Below are 18,413 nucleotides of genomic sequence, written 5' to 3'. Positions count from 1 at the left end.
AAAGCCTCCAGACATATCCGTGGGTTCCTCGATAGGGACAAAGATTAGGATAACTGGTTACCTCACCCATCCACCTCGACTCTCCTTGTCAAGTACAATTTATACCAAATTAGATGAGCTTACCCTGGCAATTCATCAAGCACCATCATCAAGGGATGGGTTGAGTTGACTTCGTTATCCCGATACGCCCCAATTAAAAAGAGGTATTGCGTATCTATATCCGTCATCATCAGTTCAATTAACTTGAGAGTTGCCGAGTCTACCCACTGCAAATCATCCAGAAAGATGACTAAGGGATACTCTTTTGTGCAAAAGACTCTGATGAAATTTTGGAAGACCAAATTAAAGCGATTTTGAGACTCAGCACCGCCTAACTCTGGCACGGGCGGTTGTTTGCCAATAATCAGTTCCACTTCGGGAATTACATCAATAATGACCTGTGCATTTGTCCCCAAAGCAGACAAAATTTTTTCTTGCCATTGTCGCAATTGTGCTTCACTTTCACTCAAAAGTTGCCGCATCAATCCACCAAAGGCATGAACTATGGCAGAGTAGGGAATATTGCGCTGAAACTGGTCAAATTTACCGGAAATGAAATAGCCGCGTTTTTCAGTAATGGGCTTATAAATTTCTTGTACCAGTGCTGATTTACCAATACCGGAATAACCAGCGACGAGCATCATTTCGACGCAACCTAACCCCCCTAGCCCTTCCAACCCCCCTCTATCCATCCGACGCGGGGGGAGGACAGAGGAAGAAACCTTTTCTTTATGGAAGGGGGAAGTTGGACTCCCCTCTCCTACAAGGAGAGGGATAGGGGGAGAGGTTAACTCGCCTCCAGCTACTCGTTTAAATGCCGCCAGCAAAGTTTCAATTTCCGCTTCACGTCCATACAGTTTTTGCGGGATTTGAAACTTGTTGGAAATATCCTGAGAACCGAGACGAAAATTTTCTACTCTACCCGTTGCCTTTACCTGTCGCAGGCATTCCTCTAAATCCGCTTGAATTCCCCAAGCACTTTGATATCGATCCTCGGCATTTTTCGCCAACAATTTCATGACAATATCTGAAACAGATTGAGGAACTTCTTCCCTTCTGCCTCCTGCCCTCTGCCTTCTGCCTTCTTTGGGTGGAACGGGTTGTTTGGCGATATGACAATGCACCAGTTCCAAAACATCATCCGTAGTAAAAGGCAACTTCCCGGTAAGCAATTCGTAGAACGTAATACCAAGGGAGTAAAAATCTGTGCGATAGTCCAGAGTGCGATTCATCCGTCCGGTTTGCTCCGGCGAGATATAGGCTAAAGTTCCTTCTAATCCATGAGGATGAACTAGAGGAGGACTATTGGACGGTAAGCGGGTGGAAATGCCGAAGTCGATGATTTTAACTTGCCCTGTTTCTGGATTCAGGACAATATTGCTCGGGTTAATATCTTTGTGTATGACGTTGCTGCTGTGAATATTGCCCAAAATTTCGGTAATTTTAATCGCTAGGCTTAAGAACTCGGGTAAGGGCATCGGGTAATACGCCTCTGGCGATTGCTTCATCCATTTCTCTAAGGATTCCCCGCCAAAATCCTCAAGAACGATCACTAAACTTCTCTGATATTCCTGTTGGCTATAAGCCTTAATCACTCCTTCTAGATTTAAGGAGCGAGTAATGGCATATTCCTTTTTGTAGCGAATAAGTTCCTGGGGACTGGGATAGTCTTCTTTAAGCACCTTGAGGATTACAGGTGTGCTACCATCATTTTTTATGCCTCGATAAACTAGGGAAGTGGCACTTTCATAAAGTGTTGCTTTAACGGTGATACTATTGAGTGCAACCATCAGTTGAATTCATTAGCGATCTTTTTTATGATGCTAGCCCAAGTTCCATCCATGAACTATTGCCGAAAGTAGTAAAACACCGTCTTCTAGGCGGGAAAGTCGTGGGGTAGCCTACGCCAACCACAACCTGCACACAGGAAATAGAGGATAGCGTTCACCACGGCTTGCATATCAACATGACGGGAACGCCTGCTTAGTTTGGGGCAGGGAATTAGTCCCACTAGGGTAGGGTTTGCTCTTGATGCCAAAGAGGATACTCTTCATAATTTTCCATGATAAGGTGTAAATTTTCTTCTAAAAAAATAAATTTTCTATCGCCAAATCGTAATACTTGTAATACAATTTAAGTAGAGCTCTTCATTTACAAGAGATATTGCCAATTGAGCGTAAAAACGCCGACTGCTATGACACCCTCAAGGGGACGATTAGCAGTCATCTTTGGCTTAGATTGCATCTTCCTACAACCACAAACCTTTGCTAAGGTATAACGCTTGCTGGATAAACTAAACCGCCTGCAACTGTTTAGCTTTAGCACTCTGAAGTTCCCTACTTCCTATTTACCCCATAGCGTATTCCCTAGCGCAAGCATCTGGCTCAATGGGTGAGTAGACGCTAACACAAAGCGTCCCCAACCTACTGTCCCAATGCCAGTGCATTTCAATTGCAAAGCCCTTCTCTCTAACCCGAAAGCAATGAATCCAGCTCAAGCTCTAGACGTTCGTAAAACACGAGCCAAATACTTCTTTCGACAAGCGCTTAAACAGTATGTCACCTGTGAATTTCAATTGGCTTTACAATCATGGCAACAAGCCCTGATTCTTTATCGAGAACTCCAAGACTATCAAGCCGAGGCAACAACTTTGGGATATCTGGGGCTAGTTTATGGGAATTTAGGCGACAATACCAAAGCAACCACTTGCTTTCAAAATGCCATTAAGATTGCCCAGGAACTAAAAAACTTACAGTTGGAGGCAATTCTGCTGAGGTTTTGGATATGAATAGGTTGGCAGCTCCCAAGTTCGATACGTTTACGCTCAAGAATTTTCAACTAGAATCAGGCGTCGTACTGCCCCACATAGGTCTAGCTTATCGAATTAGCGGCACTCCTTCATCAAAACCCCCCCTTCTCACCTGCACCGCCTTCTCCCAAACCTATTATGACCTCGCTTACCTGCGCGGACCGAAACTGGCACTCGACCCCAAACAGGATTGGATTATTCACACCGAACTATTAGGCAACGGTCGCAGCAGTTCTCCGAGTAACACCCTACCCCCTTTTAATGGCACTAATTTCCCCAGCGTAACCATTCGGGATAACGTTGCTTTACAGTATACCTTGCTCCAGCACCTTGGAGTGCAGGAAATTAAAGCGGTTGTGGGTGCCAGTATGGGAGGACAGCAGGGGATTCAGTGGGCAGTGAGTCACCCGGAAATGGTGGAGCGTGCAGTCGTGATTGTCGGGAATTGCCGCGCTACTTGGCACGTTCGCTTATTTCTAAAGGCTTTAGCCAACTGTATTCGTTCCGATCCGGCATTTCAGGGTGGTAATTACACCACACCCCCGCTAGATGGGCTTTCCCGAATGTCAGAAGCGTGGGCACCTTGGACGTTTTCACCAGAGTTTTTTGCTCGCCAGGACTATCAGAATTATCCCGATACTTGTGCTGATTCCCTAGATGAATTCTTGGCAAAATGGCGCACCCGCTACCACACCAATGACGCCAATGACTTGTTATGTCACTTCCAAACCTGGTCAAACCACGATGTTAGCTTAACTCCTGGTATGGATGGGTCAATCGAAAAGGCACTGGGTAACGTCAAGACGCGGGTTCTGTTTCTGCCGACTCGTACTGATGCCTATTTTCCGGCAACGGATGTGGCAGCAGAAGCAGCACTTGTCCCCCATTCAGAGTTAGTGGTGCTGGATACAATTCATGGGCATTCAGCGGGGTTTGGACGATCTAAAAAAGATCGTGAACAAATTAATCAGGTTGTTTCGGCTTTTTTGTCTCACTGATGGAGCCAGACAAGGTGAAGGATGCCTTGGTAAACTCATATCTTGCACTGGCGGCTGAAGAGGTAGCCGTTTCTTACCCTTTGACTAATTCATCTCTTGTCTGCCTAGAGAATAGGCGATCGCTTTAGCCCAAAAGCCTGTCTACGGACACGGTAATTTCAGGAAATGCTAATGGAATCAACTCTCCTTGACTCATTTCAGATTTGAGCGCATAATCATCGCCGATAGGTTGGCGAAAAACGGTCAAAGTATTCGCCTTCACATTTACGACCCAATATTCGTTAATTGCAGATGCCGCATAAATTTGTTTTTTCCTGTTTAAATCAACAACCAACGTTGTATCAGCAACTTCGATGAGCCAAAAAATATCGTCAGAACCCGGATGACGCTCATCATATCTAGATTCTGGTAATCTCACAATGGCGATATCCGGTTCCGGTTCAGACTGCTGGAGCGTAATCGGATGAGCTTCAGACACCAGTGCTAAACCATTAAGAAGACTGCGGAGATCGTTAGCCATCTTTCTGATCCGAGAGGCGTGCAAAGGACCTTCTGGACTCATTTGGACAATATCTCCCGTTAGCAGTTCCACGCGGCGATCGCACAAAATTCCTGCTGCAATCATGCGATGATAGTCTGTGACTGACCATTTAGCTAGGGTAGTCATCGAGCCAGCGCTCCTCTTTACGATATTCTCCCCTCTCCAAAAAATCTAGCAAAATCCTTTGATGAGGAGAGCCTAGCGGACGAACATGACCCGCCTTTTGAGAATAGCAACTGCCTGCCTTGATTTGTTCCGGCATTACCAGCCCCATATCCCATCCTTCTGCTAATACGAGTTGTTCAAGTTCCACCGTCAAGGGGGCGTGAAAAATATGGCGAATCACGTTGGAGTCACGGTAGCAGTCAAACTTTTCCAACCGAGGTGGATCATAACCAATTTCCTCTTGTAGTTCTCGCCTTACCCCCTCTTCTGGGGTTTCCCCCGGATCAATATGACCCCCAAAAAACCCCCAGCAACCGGGGTAGATAATACCGGGAACATCGTCTCTCAATTGCATGAGAAACCCTCCCGATCGATAAAGAATGGCGATCGCTACTTCAACAGGTTGAGTGTCCATCACTGTCCCGATATAATCGTCTTGATTAACTCCAGCCCCTTAACTTTCTGCCGGGGATGCAGGCGACTCCGTTTTCCCAGCATTCGATCCGACGCGCTCTTGCTCTTGAACGTAAACTTCACCTAACTCTTGTCCGCTGACAGGAATGCTTTGAAATTGTAACTGACCCTTCAGTGAGATTTCATCACCCACTTGGGGAAGAACTTGGTTAGTAATCACCCAAATTTTGCCGGTGGCATCTTGAAGTTGATAAGCTCCAGCCGCTAAAAATGGCGCTTGATGGGTCACTTTACCTTGAAGGTAAACGATCGCGGCGGTATTGCGATCGGGTTGGATCGTGCCAATTGGCGTAACATCAACAGCCCAATCGCCAATCGTGATACTACTTGTACCAAGCTGATTTAAGTTACCACAAGCCACTAGTCCTCCCCCGAACAGCAAGAAGCCAACGGGTATCAAAGAAAGTAGCTTGAACTTGAGATTGGTCTGAGCAGACGAGGAAAACTGGGAAAAGTTATCGTTGTGAGTTAGCATTGCTGTGATTATTTCCCACTCTAAACCGCTTCGTTTACACCACGGTTATAGCTTAGGCTTTTGGGGATTGAATACAAGAGTGCTTGCACTACTATTCGTAAAATATTCAAAGTCACCTTTTTGTCTTTGCAACCTGCACAACTTATCCCAATGAACTCTTTGCACGCTCAGTTACTTGATGGTAAAGCCCTGGCTCAACGAATTCAGATGCAGCTCAAAGCCGAAGTTGAGCAACTCATTCTCAAAAATGGACGCCCTCCCGGATTAGCCGTACTCATGGTGGGTGATAATCCAGCGAGTGCCGCCTACGTTCGGAATAAAGAGCGAGCCTGTGCCAAGGTGGGTATTGCTTCCTTTGGGCGTCATTTTCCTACAAACACCTCTCAACTTGAACTTGAGCAAACCATTCATGCCCTGAATCAAGATCAGCAAGTGGATGGTATTCTGCTGCAACTTCCCGTACCGGAACACTTAGATTCAGTATCCTTACTCCATCAAATCGACCCCGATAAGGATGTTGATGGGCTGCACCCCATTAATATAGGGCGTTTGGTGCGAGGAGAATCAGGATTGCGCAGTTGTACCCCAGCCGGTGTGATGCGCCTGTTGCAGGAGTACTCGATTGATGTGAAGGGTAAACAGGCTGTAGTTGTTGGGCGCAGTATTTTGGTCGGTAAGCCCATGGCTCTGATGCTACTCGCTGCCGATGCCACGGTGACAATTGCCCATTCGCTATCGCAAAATTTAGCGGAGATTACTCGCAACGCTGATATTCTAATTGCAGCAGTTGGACGCCCTAACTTAATTACTGCTGATAGAGTTAAGCCGAACGCTGTAGTGGTTGATGTGGGGATGAATCGCGTCACTGACGCTAGCGGTAATTCTCGCCTAGTTGGAGATGTTGAGTTTGACTCTGTTCGGGAAATTGCCAAATTTCTCACCCCTGTCCCCGGTGGTGTCGGACCGATGACCGTTGCCATGTTATTGCAAAATACTGTTTTAAGTTATACAAGAGTCCATTCATAATGACCCCAAGACTCGTAGAATTGTTAGGACAGTGACAAGACGATCAAGGAACTGAGGAATGGTAGCAACGGACGGGCGGCTTACCCCCAGAGGAGAGAGCACAGCTTTTGATTTATCGACTTACCTAAAAGAGCGGCAGGCTCAAGTTGAGACGGCACTAGACCGTTCCCTGCCCCTCGTCTATCCTGAAAAAATTTACGAGGCGATGCGCTATTCCCTATTAGCTGGGGGTAAACGTTTGCGTCCAATTCTCTGCCTTGCAACCTGTGAGTTAGCTGGCGGCACGGTTGAGATGGCAATGCCAACTGCCTGTGCGTTGGAAATGATCCATACGATGTCGCTAATTCACGACGACTTACCCGCTATGGATAACGATGACTACCGCCGGGGCAAATTGACCAATCACAAAGTTTACGGTGAAGACATTGCTATTCTGTCAGGAGACGGCTTGTTGGCGTATGCTTTTGAATACGTGGCGGTACAAACTCGGAATGTTCCAGCCGAGCGAGTGTTGCAGGTGGTTGCTCGGTTAGGTCGAGCAGTAGGAGCAGCGGGATTGGTTGGCGGTCAAGTGGTTGACTTAGAATCAGAAGGACTCACTGATATTCAGGAAGAAACTCTCACTTTTATTCATAATCATAAAACAGGGGCATTGCTAGAAAGTTGTGTGGTTTGTGGTGGAATTTTGGCGGGGGTAACAGATATAGATTTGGAGCGGCTATCTCGTTATGCCCAAAATATTGGTTTAGCGTTTCAAATTATTGATGATATCCTGGATATCACCGCGACTCAAGAGCAATTGGGCAAAACGGCGGGTAAAGACCTGAAAGCGCAAAAGGTAACGTATCCTAGTCTCTGGGGACTTGACGCATCCAAAGCCCAAGCCCAGCAGTTAGTCGAGTCGGCAAAAGCCGAGCTAGAACCGTTTGGAAAAAAAGCCGTACCACTCATTGCTATTGCTGAGTTTATTACAACGCGCACTCATTAATTGTTGGTCATTTGTCCGTTGTCATTTGTCCGTTGTCATTTGTAAAAACCAACAACCAATGATCAACAACCAATGACCAATAACCAATAACCAATGACCAATTTTCAGTAAAATATTATGCAGGACTTTGGCGACATCCTAAACAACCAGGTGCTGCTGGTTGCGCTTATTGCTTGTTTAGTTGCTCAATTGCTCAAGCTTCTAGTTGAATTAACTAAAAATCGCAAATTCGATCTCCGGGCGCTCGTGACAACGGGTGGTATGCCCAGCGCTCACTCAGCCCTAGTCACCGCCCTAGCTGCGGGTGTGGGGCAAACTGTAGGATGGGCTGCTCCAGAATTTGCGATTGCCACAGTTTTTGCGGTAATAGTCATGTATGATGCCGCAGGTGTGCGTCAGGCGGCTGGCAAGCAAGCTCGCATCCTCAACCAAATTATTGATGAGCTATTTCGAGAAGATAAAGAATTTAATGAAGACCGCCTTAAGGAATTGTTGGGACATACACCCTTTCAGGTCATTGTTGGGTCAATATTGGGGGTCGTGATTTCTTGGTTAGCAGCTCCGGCTTATTGTGGATTTTAGTAGTTCTATCCATTTTTTATCATGGGTAATGGGTAAGAGGTTGCTATTCCGTTCAATTACCCATTACCCATCTGAATTCATACAGCTACAGTTGCAGGCAAGAGGCGGGTTCTACGAGTTGACGGCAATCCCTTAGGACACCGGTGCTAAGGAAGCCAGAGGCTCAGGAATAGTATCAGAGGGGGATTGAAATTCACCCGTTTTGACAAACTCTAAACGCAGTTTCAACCAAGTGATGAACTGAGGATTGGTCGAAATAATAGCGGCGGCGGGTTGGGGACATTCTTGCTTGAGCTGTGCCATTTCCGGAGCTTCTAGAAAAGCAGGCTGCTTAATTAACCAAAAGTCAATTTCTTTTTCTTTTTCATGATAGTCTCTGGTTCGTTCCCGAAGAACTTCCTCAAGAGGTTCTTCTTCTACAAGAAAGTGTTGACTTGCCAAAACGTAGTAATAAGTTTGCATGGTTTGAGATTGTCAATTAGAAGTTAGAACTTATCCAAACTTAAAGTTTATAGCTTGTATTGGCGACTCGATAGCCTAAGTTACAAAATTCATAATTCATAATTTCCCCCGCATTGCTTGTTTCATTTCTCTGACTGCTCGCTCTATACCCACCAGAGAAGCACGGGAGATAATGCTATGACCGATATTGAGTTCTTCCATCCCTTCCAGGAGAGCTACAGGATAAACGTTCCAGTAGGTTAAACCATGACCGGCATTCACTCGCAAACCAGCAGCGATCGCATATTGACATCCCGTCGCTAACAAATCAAGTTCTTTTTCACGGCTTTCCTGACCCGGAGCTTCGGCATAGGAACCCGTGTGCAATTCAATAAATTTGGCTTTAGTTTTTTCTGCCGCCTCGATTTGGGCTGGGTCAGCGTCAATAAACAGGCTAACGGGAATGCCAGTATCTTGCAACTTAGCAACAACCTCACTCAATCGCGAGAGTTGACCGGCTATATCGAGTCCCCCTTCCGTTGTCACTTCTTGCCGTTTTTCAGGGACAAGGGTAACGTAGTCGGGTTTGAGTTCCAGAGCAAGCGCTACCATTTCATCCGTGGGAGCCATTTCCATATTCAAGTGAGTTCGTACCGTCTGGCGCAACAGCCGAATATCTCGATCCTGGATATGACGCCGATCTTCTCGCAGGTGAGCAGTAATGCCATCTGCACCTGCTAGTTCAGCTAACACGGCTGCCGCAACGGGGTCGGGTTCCACAGTTCGCCGCGCCTGTCGAATTGTGGCGATGTGGTCGATATTGACACCAAGGGTCAGCACTTATCTTTTTCTCCTGAAGCTGCTTCTAACTACAGCCCTTAATCTTACACCGAAATCTAGGGGCAGCCCCTCTCAATTAACCTCATAATCTGCCAGGGAATAAATTCCCTGTCTTACTTAGGGCTGGCTCCCCTCTCCGGTCACTGAGCGTGCCGAAGTGTGCAGGAGAGGGGTTGGGGGAAAGGTTAACCAAACAGTATTAAACCCTATTTTTGCTCAGACGGAGTATCAGAGTAGGACCACTTCCAGTCACGAATCTCCGCCATATCATCCCCGTACTTAGAGATGTAATGGACGTGTTCGACCAGCTTATTCTGGAGCATCTGTTTGACGTGCGCTCCTTTGTACTGAAGTTTTGGCACGCGATCAATTACATCCATCACCAGATGGAAGCGATCCATATCGTTCCGCACCACCATGTCAAAGGGCGTGGTAGTTGTTCCCTCTTCCTTGTATCCCCGGACATGAAGGTTCTTGTGGTTGGTTCGGCGGTAGGTTAGGCGGTGAATCAGCCAAGGATAACCGTGGAAGGCAAAGATAACGGGCTTATCGTGGGTAAAGATAGAGTCAAAGTCTTTATCATTCAGACCGTGGGGATGCTCAGTTTCGGGCTGGAGCTTCATCAAATCCACCACATTTACAACCCGTACCTTTAAATTAGGGAAGTGCTGGCGCAGCAAATCAACGGCAGCTAAAGTTTCTAAAGTCGGAACATCTCCACAGCAACCCATGACTACATCGGGTTCACCGTCTTGGTCGTTGCTAGCCCATTCCCAAATGCCGACACCTTGGGTGCAGTGCTTGACGGCAGCATCCATATCTAGGAACTGCAACGCCGGTTGTTTTCCGGCAACGATGACGTTGACGTAGTTGCGACTGCGTAGGCAGTGGTCGGTTACAGATAGCAACGTGTTAGCATCCGGTGGTAGGTAAACCCGGATGGTGGTTGCTTTTTTGTTTACCACAACGTCAATGAAGCCTGGGTCTTGGTGGCTAAAGCCATTGTGGTCTTGTCGCCAGACGTGGGACGTTAGTAGGTAGTTGAGAGAGGGGATCGATCTGCGCCAGGGAATGTGGCGACAACTTTCTAGCCACTTGGCGTGCTGGTTGAACATCGAGTCAACGATGTGGATGAATGCCTCGTAGCAGGAGAAGAAGCCATGACGCCCAGTGAGCAAGTAGCCTTCTAACCAGCCTTGGCAGGTGGTTTCGCTGAGGATTTCCATCACCCGACCTTCGGGGGATAGGTGATCATCGTAGGAATAGATATCTGACATCCAAGTGCGATCAGTGGCGTCCAGCACATCACCCAAGCGGTTAGATGCGGTTTCGTCGGGTCCCAACACTCGGAAGTTGCGGCTTTTCAGGTTGCGCTTCATCACATCCCGCAGGAATTTACCCGATTCGCGGGTGGCTTCTGCATACTCTGTTCCCGGCTTTTTCACCTCGACGGCATACTCTCGGAAGTCGGGCATTTTCAGGTCTTTGAGCAGTAAGCCACCATTGGCGTGGGGATTGTCGCCCATGCGCCGATGTCCCTGGGGAGCCAGTTCTGCGAATTCTGGAATTAGGGTTCCATTCTCATCGAAGAGTTCTTCCGGCTTATAACTCTTCATCCAGTCTTCGAGGAGTTTGAGGTGATCTGGCTTGCTTTTCATCTGGGCGAAGGGGACTTGGTGCGATCGCCAAAAATCTTCGGTCTTCTTACCATTCACTTCCTTGGGACCCGTCCACCCCTTGGGCGATCGCAAAATAATCATGGGCCACCGGGGACGCTTGGTAAAGCCATTGGTACGGGCATCGTTCTGAATGGCTTTAATTTCCGCTGTGACTTTATCCAGAGTATCTGCCATTAACTGATGCATGGCTTCGGGTTCGGAGCCTTCCACGAAGTAGGGCTTGTAGCCGTAGCCAACAAACAGGCTTTCTAACTCCTCATGGCTGATCCGGGATAGCACCGTTGGGTTGGCAATTTTATAGCCATTCAGGTGCAGGATGGGTAATACTGCACCATCGGTGACAGGGTTGAGGAACTTATTGGAGTGCCAAGCGGTAGCCAGGGGTCCGGTTTCGGCTTCTCCATCACCCACAACACAACAAACCATTAAGTCAGGGTTATCCAATGCCGCCCCGTAAGCATGAGAAACAGAATAACCCAGTTCACCTCCTTCGTGAATAGAGCCAGGAGTTTCTGGGGCAACGTGGCTGGGAATTCCATGGGGGAAGGAGAACTGCTTGAACAGCTTCTGCATTCCCTCGGCGTCTTGGGAAATGTTGGGATAGTACTCGCTATAAGTGCCTTCTAAGTAAGTATTAGCGACTAAGCCTGGACCGCCATGCCCTGGTCCTGCAATGTAGATGGCATTGAGGTCATATTTTTTAATGACCCGGTTCATGTGGACGTAGATGAAGTTAAGCCCTGGAGTTGTTCCCCAATGTCCTAATAGTCGAGGCTTAACGTGGTCGAGCGTCAGAGGTTCCTTCAGGAGGGGATTATCGAGTAGATAGATTTGTCCGACGGAAAGATAGTTTGAGGCACGCCAGTAGGCGTTCATCTTCCGCAATTCTTCTGCGGTCAGAGGTTGTTGCACTTTAGAAGCGGTCGCTTGAATCATACTGAATTTCTGCCTTTTGAGTTCTGCAATTTGTGAAGCTGTTCGGTTCTCAGTTGTTGATTCAGTAATAATCGACAAAAAATGACTGACAAGTTATTGACAATTCAAGGTTAATATGTATTGCTGATTCAGTTAGCGTTAGAGAGGTAAATCTGGGTAGCAGCAGTTGGGGCTACTTCTACCCCAGTCTTTTGCCACAACTCATAGAACAATAGTTGTAGCTAGAGATTTACAACCTCTACATTTAGAATGATTTTAGCGACGTTATTGTTATCAGTGTACAGTTTTGTAAAACTAACCAAGCTGTTGAAATCCCCCCTTCCCCCATCACACTTACTCAGAGGCTTGGGGGTGAGGGCAAAATCTTGTCACCTCGATTGTGGTTCTATTTATGAAGACTTACGCACAGACGCTACATTTGGTAGTGGCAAGATATGTCGTACCCCTACCATTAGCGGTTTAGAGCCTTTCTTTGCGTAAGTCCTGTTCATGCTAGCACTTATGGTAAAGCTCTACTCAAACAAGGCAGCAGGGGAGATGTGGAAAAAAGTAGCTAGTTCTTTCATTTGACTAGCTGTGAGTTCACGATTTCTATTCAGAATATCTAAAACGATAGATTCGGATTGGCAGATGGGGGCTAAATCTTTTGGCTGGAGATTGGATTCCTCTAGCAATGCTGTGAGTAGTTCAATACCTTTTAGAGTAGGCATCGACTCGTTTTTGTCTTCGTAATCATAGACAAGAGTGCCAAGCACTTTTAGGTAGTCGCGATCGTCTTGTGTGAGCTTGCCTTTATCCAAAATATGATTAATCTGATTCTGGGTGGCGATTAACTCAGTATCATTTGTAATTGGACGTGAGGTAAAAGAGGTGTACCTGCGTTGTATCTTATGGAAAGTACCTGTAAACATCTTTCCTATGGAGGACTCTAACAAAAATGACTGTATCCTCATTTACTGTAATACCAATTCTGTAGTCTCCGACTCGGATACGATAATAATCACCGTCTCCTTTGAGTTTCTTGATATTCGTTACCTCACTTAAATTTTCGGCAGTTTCCACTTCTTCAATGACTGCCCTAATTCTTTGTAGTAAGGTGGTATCCCGAATACTGCCTAAATCTTTCTCAAAGCTTTTTCTAAACTCTATGTTCATTCTTGACGTTCCAGAAGCTTAAAAATTGCATCTCGGCTGACTGGCTCAGTATTTTCACCTTCTTTGATAGCGTTCTCTAGGGCTATATCCTCTATGACTTCTGCCAATAAGTCATAAAATAATTCTTTCTGCTCTTGAAATACCTCAATGATGGCTAGTTTCAGCAGTTCTTTGAGTTTGGTTTCATCTAGGATAATTTCAGTCATATCTCCTCTCTGTTTGTTATTCGGCATAATTCTAACGCAGGATTGGGGTTAACTTGCCAAGACAACTCGATGAATCCATTCCACAATATCTTCAAGGCGATCGCTAAATCCTACCCTCTCTACTGAATAGTCGGCTGGTACCAAGCTTGATAGAAGTCTGGGTAGGGTAAGTTTTGGGCACAGTGCCAGAGTGTCCAGTAGCAATTTACATAAAAAGCACGATTGTTTTTACAGACATAATCTTGTAAGTAACCCCTTAAGTTGGTAACGGCTGGTCTAAATAAGTCACCTCGAAGAATTTTAATTAAGCTTCTCAGAGCTTCAACGCTTACACCCCAGCCGTTCTCATTGTGTACTAACTTCATTAAAAAATTGAAGACATCCTGATTGCCAGCACCAATGGCTATCAATGCCCAGATTGCATTATCTTTAATCCCATAATTCCCATAATCTGAATCGCTATACACGACTTCAAATAAAAGACTGATTGCCTCTGGACTCCCCACTCCAATTCTTTGCATACATTCAAGAGCCTTAAACAGAGGGTAATGAGCGGTTTCTTGATTAGAACGTAGCGACTGCTTAATAACCGTAAGAATAGGAGGAATTGCTTGTGGATTGCCAGTCACTATTTTCTGTAATTTCAACATAGCATCAGCCTGCTGAGGATTACCATCTTCGATAGTGTTCAGGAATTCAATCAACTCTATAATTTCTTTGGGGTTTTCAATTTTATATTTTTCCGAACTATCAGCAGACTGTGGGTTATTTTGTGAATTAAAGAATACACGCCGCCTAATAACTTCAACCTGTGTATTGAATTGAGTATTTTTTAAGAAAAAGGGTGGAACAAAGTGATTATGGCTATTATTTATTAACTCGTTTACTGCTTTTGTAGCTTCAACGTTACCGGGAGAAAGTTCCAACAAGGTTAAGGCAACTCGTCCCAAAATTATCTCATCAAAGGTCTGACCGTTTTTTTCAGCAACTCTCCTGCGTGTTTGTTCATTCTGACAGGAGTGCAACAATTCAGTTAGCTCAGTAATTACTTTGCTGCGAAGGGTCTCTCGAAGTATCACTCTAGCTTTCTCGTCAAGGGGCGAAAAAGACAGCCATGCTTTTTTTGTTCTATCAAAGTAACCGAAAGCCCATTGAACTATTTGTTTCACAATTGCATCAGCGCAGCGACAAGATCCCAGTTCTACAATTCCTGATGCTGCTAAGAAGTACGCTTGAAACCAATAAACATTGTGGAAGCCATCTTCAAACTCTACTAAGGCTTGAATCAACTCCTCTCTCTGCTTCCTTCCCACATCGTCTCGCCCTAACCACAGCAAGATTATCTCTTTCCACGGCAGCTCAAAAATGCGGTAAGTACCCTGCATCGGATTGTCAGGTACGTGGTTGAGGAAAAAGTGCCAATCGGCGATCGCACACGCTGCAAAATATTCCTGAAACGTGGGATGGAAGAAAGCATAGACAGCTTCATCACTTGTTGCTTCTCTGTCCACCAAATTTAGCCAACCCAGACGGCAAGCTAAATCGAACAGGGGTTCACCCATTACATCACAGGCTAAATCCTCTCCTAAGCGAAACCTAGTTGTGCTGTCAATTCCTGCCTTAGCTAATTCGCCCAATGCTTGATTCAATTGCCGCCGTTCAGTTCGAGTTGTCGGATGTTGCTCTTGTTTCCACTCATAAAAATAGCGAGTAAATCTCTCGTAAAGAGCCGCCTTAGTTTCCGGCAATGGCTCATCCACAGGCAGCACATACGATGTCTGACACAACAGCGACAACCGCAGGGGATTTCTCACCAATTCCCGAATGCGCTCTTTCCCCGTTTGCTGTAACTTCCTCAGTAATTCTTCTCCCCGTTGCGACTTCTCAGCGCAGGCAAACCACTGTCGAATAAAATCCTCAACCTGCTCCGGCTTAAACTCCAGAGTGCGATAGGTTTCAAAGCCAGTCAACATATTAGTGACATTGGCATCCCAGACATTGAGGCGACAAGTCAGCACCACCCGCGCCTCAACCAGCCAGTCTGTCAATTGTTCCTTGATAGTCGCTAACGCCTCCATAGGTGAGGTAGCCGCCATCTCATCTACCCCATCTAACAGCAGCCACACCTTACCCTCGCGGAACTGTTTTTGTAGAGAAGCGAATGCCTGACGCTCTACCCCTAAAGCCTCTGGTTCAATGAACTGTAGCGCCTCTTTAAGCCATTTCTGTTGTAGATAGTCTTCAAGGGATTTCCCTTGCAACCCTCCCAACGGGATACAAATCGGCAAACCTTTGTTCTTGTCATGTATCCAAACCGCAATTTTCTCTTGCAGCGTCGTCTTTCCAGCACCCGGTTCGCCGATAATCGCAATGCGCCTGCTTTTCCCAGACTCAATTACTTCTGTCAGAAACTTGTCATTATAATATTCTTTAGTGATGACTTCCTCGGTTAGCTGATACACCTCTTCTAGAGGAACATCCCCACGCCGACGCTGCTGTTGTTTGCGCTCAACTAATCCGAGTGGTACATAGACATTCAATTCAAAACCCCGCTCAGTCACTTGCCGCCGGAGTCGCTGTTCTTCTCGCTGCCGTGTTAAGACTTTGCCGCAAACTTCGCGCCAGTTGATACTCTCCTGGATTGGCTGGATAGTCCCCACATTGGTGACTTCAGGGCTAGTCAGAGGTTTCTGCGATCGCTCAGAATATTTGGTTCTCAAATAAGCTCGTAACTTTTTTAGCTTACCTCGATTTTCAGATGCAGCTAATTCAGGACAACTCCGAGCGAACTGTTCATATACCCCAGACATCCGCTTTTTGAAAGCATCAGCGCTGATATTAAGGAGACTGGCGAGTTTAGCCTCACTCTTATCACGATTGCCATTATCCAAACGAATCAGAAAAGCTTGTATTTGCTCTGGAGACAAGCAATGTGCATCAGCTATTTCTGCCAGAAAGTTAGTCCACTCCATCGCCAGCCTTACAGAACTTATCTCTGATTATACTTAGTTTCTACCTAGTCTCCATCTCCAAGGGACTTCTAGCTTAGGACTCCAAAATACGATTGTGATTAACAAACGATAGATGAGGTTCCAGTCATGGACAACCAACTAACACCCCCCATACAATCTGAACAGACAATCCAACCCATCCAGCTTGTCACTCCCCCACAAACTCAAATTGAAAGCCCCTCTACCTGGATGCGTGACGGGAACAGCCCCGCCGAGATTATTCTGGCAATAGCCGTATTAATTGGTGCGATCGCTACCTTGCTGAATGTCTTAGTTCCAGTCATGCTGCAACAGTCTCAAAAGTGAACATCCGCCCGGAGTTCAAACTCCGGGCTAATAAATTTAGTCCACTTAAGTGGACTAAAATCTGTGTTTACTCAATGTTTAGTCCTCTTGAGAGGACTTTAGATATGAGCCAGGGATTTAAATCCCTGGCGGATGATGTAACGGGTGCAAATCTCAACCTTTTCCCAGCGAATAATGCAACGGGTGCAAATCTCAACCTTTGTTAACCTCCCTAGCCTCCCTTCCTACATTCAAATGTGGGAATAAAGAGAAATATTATCATCCTCTTATTCCCCCCTTAATAAGGGGGGTTAGGGGGGTAAACAAAAGCTGAATAAACTAACCGCTACTCAGCATTAAGCACGAGGATTCAGATATCGCCGTTGCAGATTCACAGTATCTGACAAATCATTGAGGCTGTAAATCACCTCAGTAATAGACTGCCTGAATCGTTCATCATGTGTCAGTTCTGAAAGTTCAGACAGAAAAATCAGTTCAGCTTGAAGGCTTTCAGAAATCCGAGCGTAGTTCAATCGAATGCTTTGATGAATTGCTTCCATATCTAACTAGAAGTAAACAACATCATTGATAGTATTAGGAATATTAAGTTTTGTAAATATACTGAATAAAAACAAGAGCTGAAATCCCCGACTTCTCTAAGAAGTCGGGGATTTACCTGGGAATTTAAACCTCTAGCCGTCTAACAATCACCGCGATTTCATATCGGCGATCGCACTCTTCGCCATCGCCGCAATTGCCTGATCCGTGGCTTTCGGTAAATGGTAATACTTCCCACCCGCCTGCTTTGTCAACTCCTTAGCAAAACCCGTGGAAACAAACTTATTCTCCGTATCAATAACCAACAACTGAATCCCCAACCCTCGAATTCGACCTGCAATGTCTAACAACTCTCCCTTAATATCAGGCTTTTCTCCCTCTACCATCGGTTCACCAAGCGATCGCGCCAAGGGAATATTCCCCCGTCCATCGGTAATTGCGACAATCACCACTTGACCAATATCCCCAGACATTTTGGCATTCATTCCTACTCTCACTGCCTGAGTCAAACCATGTGCCAAGGGCGACCCCCCCCCACAAGGCAATCGCTCCAAACGGTTTCGCGCTAAAGCAATCGAACGAGTGGGCGGTAACAGTACCTCTGCCTGTTCACCCCGAAACGGAATCAACGATACTTGGTCGCGGTTTTGATACGCTTCTGTTAGCAACTGCATCACCGCACCCTTTGCCGACTGCATCCGGTTCAACGCCATTGAGCCAGAAGCATCCACCACAAATACCACCAATGCTCCCGCTTTCCGAGCTAACCGCTTTGATCGCAAATCGCCCGACTCTACATAAACTCGGCGGCTTCGGTTTGAGGATTTCTCCCCTGCTCCCCTGCTCCCCTGCTCCCCTGCTCCCCTGCTCTCGTGTCGTTCCCGTCGTGCCTTCTGATACGGTGCGGCTGCTCTCAAGGTAGCATCTACAGCAATGCGCTTAACTGCTCCCTTCGGTAGCATTGGTTTCACATACCGCCCTCTATCTTCTGAGAAAATAATACTACGAGTTCCCGACTTCCCCTGTCGCTGCGCCATCTGAGCAAAGTAAAGTACAGTGGGGTCAAGAACGACTCCTTCTGGATCAAAGACAAATTCTTCTGGAATGGTAGGCGGTTCCTGCTCTTTTTCCTCTTGCTCTTCCTCCTCTTTCTCCTCCTGTTCCTCCTGCTCTTGCTGGGATTCATCTTGAGGCGGTGGGGGAGG

19 protein-coding genes and 1 pseudogene are annotated in these 18,413 nt (G+C 46.4%); 6 read left to right on the top strand and 14 right to left on the bottom strand.

Annotated features, from left to right (window positions below):
* Positions 1–128: 128 nt before the first annotated feature.
* Both IQ257_RS23830 and IQ257_RS23825 read right to left on the bottom strand, forming a co-directional pair.
* Positions 129–1,829, bottom strand: a pseudogene (locus IQ257_RS23830) (ATP-binding protein); the annotation flags it as partial.
* 86 nt (positions 1,830–1,915) lie between these two features.
* On the bottom strand, positions 1,916–2,077 hold the full coding sequence (locus IQ257_RS23825) for a transposase (protein ID WP_193878277.1): 162 nt from the start codon (positions 2,075–2,077) through the stop codon (positions 1,916–1,918).
* A 444-nt stretch (positions 2,078–2,521) separates the two neighbouring features.
* On the opposite strand from IQ257_RS23825, the gene IQ257_RS23820 reads away from it, so the two are divergent.
* The gene (locus IQ257_RS23820; RefSeq protein WP_193878275.1) at positions 2,522–2,827 is read left to right on the top strand and encodes a hypothetical protein; all 306 of its coding nucleotides are present in this window, start codon (positions 2,522–2,524) and stop codon (positions 2,825–2,827) included.
* Positions 2,824–3,846 (top strand): alpha/beta fold hydrolase, encoded by a 1,023-nt coding sequence (locus tag IQ257_RS23815; RefSeq protein ID WP_193878274.1) that lies wholly within the window; start codon positions 2,824–2,826, stop codon positions 3,844–3,846. Before IQ257_RS23820 ends, IQ257_RS23815 begins: the two co-directional genes overlap by 4 nt.
* A 124-nt stretch (positions 3,847–3,970) precedes the next feature.
* Here IQ257_RS23815 and IQ257_RS23810 read toward each other — a convergent pair whose 3' ends face one another.
* Genes IQ257_RS23810 through IQ257_RS23800 form a run of 3 tightly spaced genes read right to left on the bottom strand, consistent with a single transcriptional unit; the run spans position 3,971 to position 5,501 of the window.
* Positions 3,971–4,513, bottom strand: coding sequence for a Uma2 family endonuclease (locus IQ257_RS23810; RefSeq protein ID WP_193878272.1), 543 nt, complete (start codon positions 4,511–4,513; stop codon positions 3,971–3,973).
* Positions 4,497–4,967 carry an NUDIX hydrolase gene (locus IQ257_RS23805; RefSeq protein WP_193878270.1) on the bottom strand — a complete coding sequence of 157 codons (471 nt, stop codon included), beginning with the start codon at positions 4,965–4,967 and terminating at the stop codon, positions 4,497–4,499. Before IQ257_RS23805 ends, IQ257_RS23810 begins: the two co-directional genes overlap by 17 nt.
* A 39-nt stretch (positions 4,968–5,006) precedes the next feature.
* The gene (locus IQ257_RS23800; RefSeq protein WP_228060972.1) at positions 5,007–5,501 is read right to left on the bottom strand and encodes a hypothetical protein; all 495 of its coding nucleotides are present in this window, start codon (positions 5,499–5,501) and stop codon (positions 5,007–5,009) included.
* Positions 5,502–5,651: 150 nt separating this feature from the next.
* On the opposite strand from IQ257_RS23800, the gene folD reads away from it, so the two are divergent.
* The 3 genes from folD to IQ257_RS23785 all read left to right on the top strand — a co-directional run bounded on the left by folD (position 5,652) and on the right by IQ257_RS23785 (position 8,097).
* The gene (gene folD / locus IQ257_RS23795; protein ID WP_193878268.1) at positions 5,652–6,527 is read left to right on the top strand and encodes a bifunctional methylenetetrahydrofolate dehydrogenase/methenyltetrahydrofolate cyclohydrolase FolD; all 876 of its coding nucleotides are present in this window, start codon (positions 5,652–5,654) and stop codon (positions 6,525–6,527) included.
* 58 nt (positions 6,528–6,585) lie between these two features.
* Positions 6,586–7,515, top strand: a complete 930-nt coding sequence (gene crtE / locus IQ257_RS23790) for a geranylgeranyl diphosphate synthase CrtE (protein ID WP_193878266.1) — start codon at positions 6,586–6,588, stop codon at positions 7,513–7,515.
* A 117-nt stretch (positions 7,516–7,632) separates the two neighbouring features.
* Complete coding sequence (locus IQ257_RS23785; protein ID WP_193878263.1) at positions 7,633–8,097, top strand: divergent PAP2 family protein; 465 nt, start codon at positions 7,633–7,635, stop codon at positions 8,095–8,097.
* A 132-nt stretch (positions 8,098–8,229) separates the two neighbouring features.
* On the opposite strand, the gene IQ257_RS23780 is transcribed toward IQ257_RS23785, so the two are convergent.
* From IQ257_RS23780 to IQ257_RS23750, 7 genes are all read right to left on the bottom strand, one after another.
* Positions 8,230–8,559, bottom strand: a complete 330-nt coding sequence (locus IQ257_RS23780) for an MgPME-cyclase complex family protein (protein WP_193878261.1) — start codon at positions 8,557–8,559, stop codon at positions 8,230–8,232.
* Between the two features lie 96 nt (positions 8,560–8,655).
* Positions 8,656–9,378: a pyridoxine 5'-phosphate synthase gene (locus IQ257_RS23775; protein ID WP_193878253.1), complete on the bottom strand. Its 723-nt coding sequence runs from the start codon at positions 9,376–9,378 to the stop codon at positions 8,656–8,658.
* Positions 9,379–9,584: 206 nt separating this feature from the next.
* The gene (locus IQ257_RS23770; RefSeq protein WP_193878251.1) at positions 9,585–11,993 is read right to left on the bottom strand and encodes a phosphoketolase; all 2,409 of its coding nucleotides are present in this window, start codon (positions 11,991–11,993) and stop codon (positions 9,585–9,587) included.
* A 512-nt stretch (positions 11,994–12,505) separates the two neighbouring features.
* Entirely contained in the window at positions 12,506–12,904 is a 399-nt protein-coding gene (locus IQ257_RS23765) for a helix-turn-helix domain-containing protein (protein WP_193878249.1), read from the bottom strand.
* Positions 12,882–13,148, bottom strand: a complete 267-nt coding sequence (locus tag IQ257_RS23760) for a type II toxin-antitoxin system RelE family toxin (RefSeq protein ID WP_193878247.1) — start codon at positions 13,146–13,148, stop codon at positions 12,882–12,884. Before IQ257_RS23760 ends, IQ257_RS23765 begins: the two co-directional genes overlap by 23 nt.
* Positions 13,145–13,354 carry a hypothetical protein gene (locus IQ257_RS23755; protein WP_193878244.1) on the bottom strand — a complete coding sequence of 70 codons (210 nt, stop codon included), beginning with the start codon at positions 13,352–13,354 and terminating at the stop codon, positions 13,145–13,147. Before IQ257_RS23755 ends, IQ257_RS23760 begins: the two co-directional genes overlap by 4 nt.
* A 119-nt stretch (positions 13,355–13,473) precedes the next feature.
* Complete coding sequence (locus IQ257_RS23750; RefSeq protein ID WP_228060971.1) at positions 13,474–16,326, bottom strand: NACHT domain-containing protein; 2,853 nt, start codon at positions 16,324–16,326, stop codon at positions 13,474–13,476.
* Between the two features lie 126 nt (positions 16,327–16,452).
* Between IQ257_RS23750 and IQ257_RS23745 the strand changes: the two genes are divergently transcribed.
* Positions 16,453–16,671: a hypothetical protein gene (locus IQ257_RS23745; RefSeq protein ID WP_228060970.1), complete on the top strand. Its 219-nt coding sequence runs from the start codon at positions 16,453–16,455 to the stop codon at positions 16,669–16,671.
* A gap of 335 nt (positions 16,672–17,006) precedes the next feature.
* Here the strand turns inward: IQ257_RS23745 and IQ257_RS23740 are convergent, their stop codons facing one another.
* Both IQ257_RS23740 and IQ257_RS23735 read right to left on the bottom strand, forming a co-directional pair.
* Positions 17,007–17,210 carry a hypothetical protein gene (locus IQ257_RS23740; protein WP_193878242.1) on the bottom strand — a complete coding sequence of 68 codons (204 nt, stop codon included), beginning with the start codon at positions 17,208–17,210 and terminating at the stop codon, positions 17,007–17,009.
* A gap of 147 nt (positions 17,211–17,357) precedes the next feature.
* On the bottom strand, positions 17,358–18,413 hold a 1,056-nt coding region (locus tag IQ257_RS23735), incomplete at its 5' end, for a VWA domain-containing protein (RefSeq protein ID WP_193933266.1).

This window comes from Coleofasciculus sp. LEGE 07092, assembly GCF_015207375.1.
Taxonomy (GTDB): Bacteria; Cyanobacteriota; Cyanobacteriia; order Cyanobacteriales; family Coleofasciculaceae; genus LEGE-07092.
This window is presented reverse-complemented; position numbering and strand designations above follow the sequence as displayed.

Excerpts from the sequence above, each read along its gene's own strand:
- crtE (WP_193878266.1), top strand. The coding sequence starts at position 6,586 with ATGGTAGCAACGGACGGGCGGCTTACCCCCAGAGGAGAGAGCACAGCT.
- IQ257_RS23800 (WP_228060972.1), bottom strand. The coding sequence starts at position 5,501 with ATGCTAACTCACAACGATAACTTTTCCCAGTTTTCCTCGTCTGCTCAG.
- IQ257_RS23765 (WP_193878249.1), bottom strand. The coding sequence starts at position 12,904 with ATGTTTACAGGTACTTTCCATAAGATACAACGCAGGTACACCTCTTTT.
- IQ257_RS23820 (WP_193878275.1), top strand. The coding sequence starts at position 2,522 with ATGAATCCAGCTCAAGCTCTAGACGTTCGTAAAACACGAGCCAAATAC.
- IQ257_RS23780 (WP_193878261.1), bottom strand. The coding sequence starts at position 8,559 with ATGCAAACTTATTACTACGTTTTGGCAAGTCAACACTTTCTTGTAGAA.
- IQ257_RS23755 (WP_193878244.1), bottom strand. The coding sequence starts at position 13,354 with ATGACTGAAATTATCCTAGATGAAACCAAACTCAAAGAACTGCTGAAA.
- IQ257_RS23760 (WP_193878247.1), bottom strand. The coding sequence starts at position 13,148 with ATGAACATAGAGTTTAGAAAAAGCTTTGAGAAAGATTTAGGCAGTATT.
- IQ257_RS23815 (WP_193878274.1), top strand. The coding sequence starts at position 2,824 with ATGAATAGGTTGGCAGCTCCCAAGTTCGATACGTTTACGCTCAAGAAT.
- IQ257_RS23805 (WP_193878270.1), bottom strand. The coding sequence starts at position 4,967 with ATGGACACTCAACCTGTTGAAGTAGCGATCGCCATTCTTTATCGATCG.
- IQ257_RS23785 (WP_193878263.1), top strand. The coding sequence starts at position 7,633 with ATGCAGGACTTTGGCGACATCCTAAACAACCAGGTGCTGCTGGTTGCG.
- IQ257_RS23745 (WP_228060970.1), top strand. The coding sequence starts at position 16,453 with ATGGACAACCAACTAACACCCCCCATACAATCTGAACAGACAATCCAA.
- IQ257_RS23770 (WP_193878251.1), bottom strand. The coding sequence starts at position 11,993 with ATGATTCAAGCGACCGCTTCTAAAGTGCAACAACCTCTGACCGCAGAA.
- IQ257_RS23750 (WP_228060971.1), bottom strand. The coding sequence starts at position 16,326 with ATGGAGTGGACTAACTTTCTGGCAGAAATAGCTGATGCACATTGCTTG.
- IQ257_RS23810 (WP_193878272.1), bottom strand. The coding sequence starts at position 4,513 with ATGACTACCCTAGCTAAATGGTCAGTCACAGACTATCATCGCATGATT.
- folD (WP_193878268.1), top strand. The coding sequence starts at position 5,652 with ATGAACTCTTTGCACGCTCAGTTACTTGATGGTAAAGCCCTGGCTCAA.
- IQ257_RS23740 (WP_193878242.1), bottom strand. The coding sequence starts at position 17,210 with ATGGAAGCAATTCATCAAAGCATTCGATTGAACTACGCTCGGATTTCT.